An 8,558-nucleotide genomic window follows, 5' to 3' on the forward strand; every position below is an offset into this window, starting at 1 on the left:
CGCGAGCTCGGTAGTGGTTGGGGTCAAAAAGACGGGGCGCCATTGGCGGAGCGCCCAACCTAGCCGAAGGGCGCGGCTTTCTCAACGAGCTTTGCCGGCGGCGATGTTCCCGCGCGGTGCTAGATCGTGGTCTTGCGTTCCAGCACGTACTGCTCGGCGAGCCGATCCGAGTTGTGGGCGATCAAGCTGTCTGCCGCCCGCAGGCGCCTCAACAGCTCGCGGACGATATTGCGAAGGAAGGTCGCGTACGCGCGTGGATCGTGCTCGCTCAAGACTTGCTCGGTCCTTGCCGCAGGCAGCTGCAGCACGCTCGAAGGGGCTACCGTACGTACCGTTGCAGTTCGCGGGCCGCTGTGCACAAGGGCGGACTCGCCGAACCAATCGCCTGCGCCGAGAAGCGCCACCCGGGTACTGCCGGAGTCGGAGCGTGACTTCACAACCTCTACTTCCCCGCTGAGCACGAGGTACATGTCACGAGCCGGTTCGCCCTCGGTGACGATCGCACTACCGGCGTAGAGCGCCAGCACCGGAAGCTCGCTCGCCAGGTGTGCGAGGCTCTCGCCATCGACATCCTTGAATAACGTGAGCTTCCGCAAGTGATCTGCGGCGGCGTGAGCGGCAGGCCTCGGCCCACTGTCCTCGTGTTCTTCGGCGGGACTCATGACGCACCTCAACTCCGGTCGCGTCTATACCCTGTACCAGCGAGTCCTTGGTGGGCGCAACCACCCGGCCCCCCAAGCGTCTCTTCGCCCAACAGGACGTTGTCGATGAGCCTGGTGCCGGCGATCCGCGCGGCTACCAAAAGCAGCGCCTTGTCGGGAGCACGTCCTTGCAGCGGTATCAGTGTTTCTGGATCCGCCAGCTCGACGTACTGCACTTCGTCCAGGTCGGCGCAGATCGGGGCACGAGCCGCAAGCCGCAGACTTGCTACGTTTCGCTCGCCCCTCGCGAAACAGCGGCAGGCGGCGAGCATGCCACGGTAGATTCCGGTCGCACGCTTGCGCTGCTGGGGAGACAAGTAGCGATTTCGTGAAGACATGGCCAGTCCATCGCTGTCGCGCAGGGTCGGACACATGATGAGCCTCACTGGCAGCCACAGGTCGCGGACCAGCGCGGCCACCAGGCGACACTGTTGGTAGTCCTTGCGTCCGAAGGCCGCGATGCAAGGTCCCACGGCGCTGAGCAGCTTCGTCACAACGGTGCTCACACCGCGAAGATGACCCGGGCGGTAATCGTCCTCCCAGCCCCTGCCGATCCGCGCGAGCTCTACGTTCGTCTGGAAGTCCGGGGGGTACATGTCCTGCCTGCCGGGCTCGAACACGATGTGCGCTCCGGCGGCTTCGCAGCGCTCAAGGTCTTGCTGCAGGGTGCGTGGATAACGATCAAGATCCTCATGGGGGCCGAACTGCAGCGGATTGACGAAGATGCTCACCACCGTGCGGGTAGCCCCCTGCGCTCGCACCGCGTCGATGAGAGAAAGATGGCCAGCGTGCAGAGCGCCCATGGTGGGGACGAAGCCGATGGTATGACCCTCCGCCCGGTAGCGATCGCACAGCGACTGCAGCTCTCTGCCGTTCGCGGTCCGCCTGATGCTCATCGTGCCGGCTCGGCGTAGCGCTTGTGGTCAGCGTGCCGTGCTTGACGGCAGCGTGCTTGGCGTCCCCGCGCCCGGCGCTGTGGAGTTGCCATTGTCGGACCCGTCCCCCGCCGCGGACACGGCACCTACGTCCCTCGCGTTGCTCGCAGTGCCGTAGGAATGCTCCGGGCCCGGGAAGGTAGCCGCGCGAACGTCGTTGATGAAGCGCCGCGCGGCATCGACTCCGCGCTCGTAGAATCGGTCATAGCACCTGACGAAACGTGGGCGTGGCGTTTGAGTGAGGCCCAGCAGATCGTAGCAGACCAGGATCTGCCCCGAGCAGTGCAGGCCGGCGCCGATTCCAATGGTGGGCACCTCCAGCTCTGCGGTGATCCGTGCGGCGAGAGCGCTCGGGATGCCCTCGAGCACCACGGCATAGGCTCCCGCTTCGGCCACGGCTCGTGCATCCTCGCGGATTCGTGCCGCCGATGCGGCGCTCCGGCCTTGGACACGGTGGCCGCCGAGTGCATGGACGCGCTGCGGAGTCAGCCCCACATGGCCCATCACCGGAATCCCCGCCTCCGTGAGACGTCGCACCGTGGCGGCCTGGGCACGGCCGGTCTCCAGCTTGACGGCGTGCATGGCGCCCTCTGAGAGCAGCCTGCCAGCATTCCGCAAGGCATCCTCGGTGCAGGCCTGGTAGGTCATGAATGGCATGTCCCCCACCAGGTGGGCACGCCGGGCGCCGCGGGCCACCGCTCTTGCGTGGTAGATCATCTCGTCCAGCGTCACTGGAAGAGTCGTGTCGCGCCCCTGTACAGCCATAGCCAACGAGTCCCCCACGAGGAGTACGTCGATACCTGCTTCGTCGAATAGTCGGGCGAAAGTGGCGTCGTAGGCGGTCAGGGCGGTGATGGGCTCGGCAGCGCGCTTCTTGGCCTGCAGCGAGTGCACAGTGACGCGTCCACCCGAAGCGCGGGGCGAGCGTGGCGGTGTCGCTTGTGACGAACCATTCACTTTGTCAACGGGACCTGAAGCATGGTCGCGGCCAGGCCCTTTCCCGGTCCACGCAATGCGGCCGGGAGCATACCACACCGACCGAGCGTGTCTTGACGGTGCCAGCCGTCTTGGCGTCGGCTTAGCTTTGCTGGCGCCTGCGGTGTGTTGGTCTAAGATTCGCATGGCCCAAACAAAGAAGCCCTGTATGCGGCGGAGGACTCAAGATTCCGCTTGTTTGCGCTCTACGCAGCCGTGCCTGAGCGGCCACGGAACGTACAGGTGCGCACTCGGATGCGCAATGCTGGGCGCGCTCCTGGTTTCCTTGCCAGGATGCTCCGAGCCGCCAGGGCAGCACGGTGTGCATGGGGGCGCCTCCGGAGCGACGGCGCCCCCGGTGGCGATGGGAGGTAGCCAGGCTGGCGTCGGGGCAGCAGGGAACATGCCCCTTTGGGGCGGTACGATCGCCCCACCACCTACAACCGGTGGGATTCACGGCCCTCATCCGGCACAGGGCGCCTTGGTGCTCGGCATTGATGCGCTCAAGAGCGACGTGGAGCCGGCTCGGTTGAGGGAGCTCGGGCTTTCCGTTTCCGAAATCCGGCTCAGGAACGACAGCACGAATCCCGGCGATTATCCAGCGATGGAGTCCACGTGGGTGACTCCCTCCGCGCATTACACCATGCGGTTCGAGGCGGCCCCGAGCGGAACCTATTCAGAGGTTTCGTTGAAGCTTGGGCCGGTCCTGCGGCAGGGCGGTGGCGTGAGTCCGGCGATGCAGCTTCAGGCCGAGCTTGGCGACCCGCAGCACCTTGAGACCGTGATAGTGACAACGGGAAACCGGACGGTCCCGGCCCCGAGCCCCGGAGGAGCCACGAGTGTGACGCTACGTTGCCGGCCCGGCCTCTATCATGCCATGGGGGGGGAGACCAAACTGCGGCTCAGCTTGCACACCGCCCCGCTGCTGCGCGCGCTCCGGGAAGCAGAGCGCCCCGAGCCGGATCCCCTCACGCACGTGGTTCGCATCACCGAGGCCAGCAGCCCAGTGCTCGTGGACCAGCTCGTGCAACTCCTCGCCGATCCGTCCACGTGGAACCTGTACTGCGGAAGCTAGTAGCGCTTGCCAGCGATTGCGATCCGTTGGCGTCGAGGGCTGGCGGTCGCTACCCCCCCCGTCCCGGGGCGGTCGAGCTCGGCGCGCCAGCTTCCACAGCATCATCCGCGCCCGGCAAACTGAGCGCGGGCACCACCGCCTGCAGGCGGTGCGTTCGGCACCCATCCCTGAGGTGGGACAATAATCACCTGCCGTGGTCCTTCAACATCAGCCTCAGGAACCGCTAGTGATAGTCACCGAACCGGATCTCAACCCATCAGAAGTTGCCTTCACCGTGACAATACCCTTCTTGGTGCCGGATCGAAGAATAAGCAGGGCACGACCTTCCAGAACTCTGCACTTGTTCCCATGAAATGGGTAACCAACAGGTGCGTAAGGACTGCTCGAGCCAACACCCGCAATGGTGACCGGACCGTCCACCTGGAAGGCAATCTCGTGGTTTGACAGGGTGTTGCGAACACCGTTTTCGCCGAGCACCTCGACCGTTACATAACAGACATCAGATCCATCAGCCGCGATCGTCTTGCGATCCGAAGTCAGCCGTATCGACGCCGGTCTGCCTGCCGTCTTCAGAGTATATTCTGAAACAACCTTCCCTCCGACATAACCCAGTGTTCTGAGCTCCCCCTCTTCATAGGGTACATTCCAGCTAGCAATGAGCTCAGTACTCGCATTCGTTTTCTTTCTACCCAGCGATTTACCGTTGAGCAGAAGCTCAGCCTCATCACATCCTGAATAGACATCAACCATCATCGGTGTCCCGGGCTTCCGATTCCAAGTCCATGACGAAAGACTAGGATGCTGCCCCCATGCGGACCGCTTCCATTCTGCTCCGATCCGCCGAACGGTCGCATAAACCGTTGGTTCCCTATTCCATAGGAGCTGTCGGTAATACGACCTTGGTTTGCGAAAACCGCAGATATCTAGATCCCCGCACATCGCCATGTAGGCAGGAAATCGTTTCTGATCTTCCTTTTCGCTGCCACAGCCAACTTCTCCAAGATAGTCAACCCCGGTCCATACGAAATCTCCCAGAAGATACTCCGTGCCGACAATGTTAGTCCAATCGCCAAATAACATGCTATTAGCCGACTCGCTCTGATACATAATCCTCTTGGAATACTGGACGTGGTTCCTTCTAAAGTCGCCGCCTTTATCGCGGCTCCACTGTTCATAGTTGTATCCAGCTACGTCCACGGCATCGAAAAATTCGGGTGGTGGGAATATGCTACCCCAATTCTTGGAACCAGGTTGAACAGCGACGGTAACGGGTCGTGTGCTGTCGAGCGTACGAACATGATCGGCAAGCATTTTTGCCAGTCCCGGACCCTCTGGATGTCCCTGGTCGGGAACCTCGTTTCCAATGCTCCACATGATGATTGAGGGATGATTGCGGTCCCGTAAGAGCATACTTTCGAGATCCGCCTTCCAGTATTCATCAAATACAGGTGAGTAGCCTTTGGCCTTACCCCTCTTCCATTCATCGAACGCTTCATCAATTACCAGTATTCCGTTTCTGTCGCAGGCGTCGAGCATGGCCTCGGACGGCGGGTTGTGTGCGGTACGAATGGCGTTGACCCCCATTTCCTTTAGTTTCAGGAGCTTCCGCTCCTCGGCCCAGGAATAGGATTCAGCTCCGAGGAGACCATTGTCATGATGAATACAGGCACCCTTGAGCCGGGTACGTACGCCATTAAGAAAAAAGCCCCTATCAGAATCAAATCGGAGGGTCCTAATACCAAAGGTTGTGACATGGTCATCTACGAGCGTCTTTCGCTCTTTGATCCTGGAAACCAGCTTATAGAGATACGGGTTTTCAAGGGACCATATAACAGGCTTGGCAACATCGATGCTCTGCTTGACGATAGTTTCCGACCCAGGCGCGATTTCTCGCGTGGACTGTGCTCGTGCGACTTCGCCCCCCGCGGTATCAAGTATGATGCTGACCAATGTTGCACTTTTTGAAGTCGCGGCATCATTACGGAGTTTGGTCTCTACATCGACACGAGCTTTGTGGCCGTCGACCTGAGGTGTGGTGACGAAAGTGCCCCAGATGGGTATGTGCAAGGGTTCAGTGACGATCAGTTTTACCGGTCGATAAATGCCTGAGCCGGCGTACCAGCGGCTCTCGAGCTTGTTATCGGTGTGAACGGTAATTGCGTTTTCCTCTCCGGTCTTGAGATGTGGTGTCAGATCGTAGAAGAACGCGGTGTAACCATAATGGTGATGCCCGAGATGATGCCCGTTTATGTACACGTCGGAGTACATGTAGATGCCGTCAAACAGGATCTGGACCTTCTTGCCGGAGTACGTCTTTGGAACATCAAATTTCTTTCTATACCATGCGGAGCCACCGGGAAGATAGCCCGTGGAGCGTGAGCCGAGGTAGAGGCCCAATTCGCCATGACTGAGGTCCTTGGTCTTCTTCCTGGAGGGAGTAAAAGCCGATTCAATGGTGTAATCGTGGGGCACGTCGACAGCGCGCCAGGCCGCTTTGGAATCCGGGGGCTGTTTACCGGAGTCTCTTGGAACACGAACAAAGGACCAGTTGAGGTTCAACGGCCTCTCAAGGCGTATCTTATGCGTAGGAGAGGTCTTTGTGCAAGATGAGAGCAGTACCAGTAGGATGGCCACGGCTGTCAAGGAGAATGCTCTGTTCGTTTTTGGGTTCATCAGGACTCTTCTGTCTGTGGAGGCTGAAATCTGGACAGTGTGGAGTGCCGGGAGGGGTCGAAGCGGATGCGGGTACTGGTACCACGAATCAGGGGTTCACGAACGCCCGCGGCCGGAAGGCGGATCCGGGTTTTCGCCCGGGTAGGCCGCGGGCACGACCGCGCGCAGCGCGGCAGCGAGAAAAAGGTGCGCGAGCAAGCGCGGTGGGGTCCGGATTTCGGAGCCGACCTCAGGCCTCCTGTAGTCGGGGGAGCAACCCGAATCGGACTTCCGACAAAGGGTACTATAGACGACGAGAACGATCCGCGGAGATCGTGCGCGCGTGCTGGTTGATCAAAGCTTGTCACGCCAGCAGGCGGCAGAGGAGAGCCGGGTGACGAGCAGGCAACGAAGCAGGGAGCTGTGGCGCATTCCACCCGGCGGCTGCGGGAAGGGGGGTGGCTGCGGGGCAACAGGGACCGATCGAATCGGACCGAAAGGCCATGCGGGAAGATGTAGAGAAAGGTAGGAGGCTGGAGCATGCTGGCGGAGGTGGCAAGTGTGCTATACCTTGCTCTGTGAGCACCCAGGCTACTACATTCGATCTGCCACCGAGTCGTCCCTCATCGACCCCTCCGGCTTATGTTGCGGTGCTTGGCTCCGAAAGACCGACGATCGTGGACTTGCCCCTCGGTTGTGACGTCTCGATAGGTCGCAGCCGCTCTTCGGCGATTCAGCTCGACAACCCGGGCGTGAGCCGCCTGCACGCCACGTTGCGTTGCGAGCCAGATGGGCGCATCCGACTGACCGATCACGGCAGCCGCAACGGGACCTTTGCGGACGGCAGGCGGGTACAGGGCAGCGTGCCGTTGTGTTCTGGAGCCGAGGTGACTGTAGGCGGCGTGCGCATGCTGGTTGTGGTGCAGCGTTCGCCCGAAGATGAACGGGGCAGCAACGACGCCCCGGACAAATTGCTGCTCGTGGCGCGTGATCCGGCGATGCTGCGTTCCGTCGCGCTCGCGGAGCGGGCCGCCAAGAGCAACGCGACGGTGCTGGTCGTGGGCGAGACGGGTGTTGGCAAGGAGATGTTCGGACAACGCATCCATGCCATGAGTGCCCGTACGAGCGGCCCCTTCATTGCTGTCAACTGTGGCTCGATCCCTGAAACGCTCGCGGAGTCCATCTTGTTTGGCCACGAGAAGGGAGCGTTCACCGGTGCCACGGCCCGCAATGTCGGGGTCTTCGAGGCCGCCAGCGGGGGGGATCTGTTTCTAGACGAGGTCGGGGAGCTGAGTCTTCCAATGCAGGCACGACTGCTGCGCGTGCTGGAGGAACGCGTGATAACCCGGGTGGGGAGCACCAAGGCCGTAGCGGTGGACGTGCGGGTGATCGCCGCCACAAACCGCGACCTGCATACCCAGGTCCAAGCCGGGACGTTCCGCGAGGACCTGTACTACCGGCTGGACGTGCTGCGTATTGCAGTTCCCCCGCTCCGGGAGAGGCCTGAGGACGTGGAGCCTCTGGTGCGCAGCTTCGTGGTCAGCACTGGGGAGACGGTGGAGATTGCCGACGACGCGATGGCGGTCCTGCATGCGCACACCTGGCCGGGTAACGTGCGGGAGCTGCGCAATGTGATCGATCGGGCCGTCGCACTTCGAAACGGTGATGTGCTGCGCGCTGAGGACTTTCCCAGCCTCAGAGCGCCCACCAAGTCGGGCCCGGGAACGTTGCGCCACAAGGTGGGTGACGCGGAGCGGGAAGCGATCGCCGAAGCATTGAGGGCCAACAACGGTAACCAAAGTCGGGCTGCTCGCCGCCTGGGCATCTCGCGCCGCGCGCTGATCTACAAACTCGAGAAGTACGGGCTCAAGAGCGTGAAGAAGCGGGAAGCACCGTAGGACCCTGCTAGTGTCCTAGAACAGGAATTCCTCACATGATTCGGCGGCCCTTGACGCCGATTGAACCAGCGACCGCCTTTCGGCTATCTTCTTGAAATAGCTCTGCACTGCATCGGAATTGAACCGCAGCCGGCGTCGATTCGCCGGCTCCTTCGACGCCAATTGCTCACCGAGTTATACAAGTAATCACTGTTCCAGGACACTAGTGCCTCGCCACAGGAATCCTGGTTGGTTGGGGCCTGCAGTGGGGCTCGCTGGCAAGGCGGACCGACGAAGACTGCGGTTCATTTCGATGCGGTGCAGCGCATATTCGAGGAGGTCC

6 protein-coding genes are annotated in these 8,558 nt (G+C 61.5%); 2 read left to right on the forward strand and 4 right to left on the reverse strand.

Annotation, left to right across the window (positions count from 1 at the left end; genetic code table 11):
* Positions 1–119: 119 nt before the first annotated feature.
* Genes MJD61_11750 through panB form a run of 3 tightly spaced genes read right to left on the reverse strand, consistent with a single transcriptional unit; the run spans position 120 to position 2,530 of the window.
* The gene (locus tag MJD61_11750) at positions 120–662 is read right to left on the reverse strand and encodes a cyclic nucleotide-binding domain-containing protein (GenBank protein ID MCG8555942.1); all 543 of its coding nucleotides are present in this window, start codon (positions 660–662) and stop codon (positions 120–122) included.
* An 8-nt stretch (positions 663–670) separates the two neighbouring features.
* Positions 671–1,597 (reverse strand): pantoate--beta-alanine ligase, encoded by a 927-nt coding sequence (panC, locus tag MJD61_11755; protein MCG8555943.1) that lies wholly within the window; start codon positions 1,595–1,597, stop codon positions 671–673.
* A 27-nt stretch (positions 1,598–1,624) separates the two neighbouring features.
* Positions 1,625–2,530 carry a 3-methyl-2-oxobutanoate hydroxymethyltransferase gene (panB, locus tag MJD61_11760; protein ID MCG8555944.1) on the reverse strand — a complete coding sequence of 302 codons (906 nt, stop codon included), beginning with the start codon at positions 2,528–2,530 and terminating at the stop codon, positions 1,625–1,627.
* A gap of 343 nt (positions 2,531–2,873) precedes the next feature.
* Between panB and MJD61_11765 the strand changes: the two genes are divergently transcribed.
* Positions 2,874–3,686: a hypothetical protein gene (locus MJD61_11765; protein MCG8555945.1), complete on the forward strand. Its 813-nt coding sequence runs from the start codon at positions 2,874–2,876 to the stop codon at positions 3,684–3,686.
* 213 nt (positions 3,687–3,899) lie between these two features.
* On the opposite strand, the gene MJD61_11770 is transcribed toward MJD61_11765, so the two are convergent.
* Complete coding sequence (locus MJD61_11770; protein ID MCG8555946.1) at positions 3,900–6,359, reverse strand: DUF4982 domain-containing protein; 2,460 nt, start codon at positions 6,357–6,359, stop codon at positions 3,900–3,902.
* A gap of 656 nt (positions 6,360–7,015) precedes the next feature.
* Here MJD61_11770 and MJD61_11775 point away from each other — a divergent pair.
* On the forward strand, positions 7,016–8,236 hold the full coding sequence (locus MJD61_11775) for a sigma 54-interacting transcriptional regulator (GenBank protein MCG8555947.1): 1,221 nt from the start codon (positions 7,016–7,018) through the stop codon (positions 8,234–8,236).
* The last annotated feature ends 322 nt before the right edge of the window (positions 8,237–8,558 follow it).

The sequence above is a fragment of the Pseudomonadota bacterium genome (assembly GCA_022361155.1).
In the GTDB taxonomy this organism is placed as follows: domain Bacteria; phylum Myxococcota_A; class Polyangia; order Polyangiales; family JAKSBK01; genus JAKSBK01.

Excerpts from the sequence above, each read along its gene's own strand:
- MJD61_11770 (MCG8555946.1), bottom strand. The coding sequence starts at position 6,359 with ATGAACCCAAAAACGAACAGAGCATTCTCCTTGACAGCCGTGGCCATC.
- panC (MCG8555943.1), bottom strand. The coding sequence starts at position 1,597 with ATGAGCATCAGGCGGACCGCGAACGGCAGAGAGCTGCAGTCGCTGTGC.
- MJD61_11765 (MCG8555945.1), top strand. The coding sequence starts at position 2,874 with ATGCTGGGCGCGCTCCTGGTTTCCTTGCCAGGATGCTCCGAGCCGCCA.
- MJD61_11750 (MCG8555942.1), bottom strand. The coding sequence starts at position 662 with ATGAGTCCCGCCGAAGAACACGAGGACAGTGGGCCGAGGCCTGCCGCT.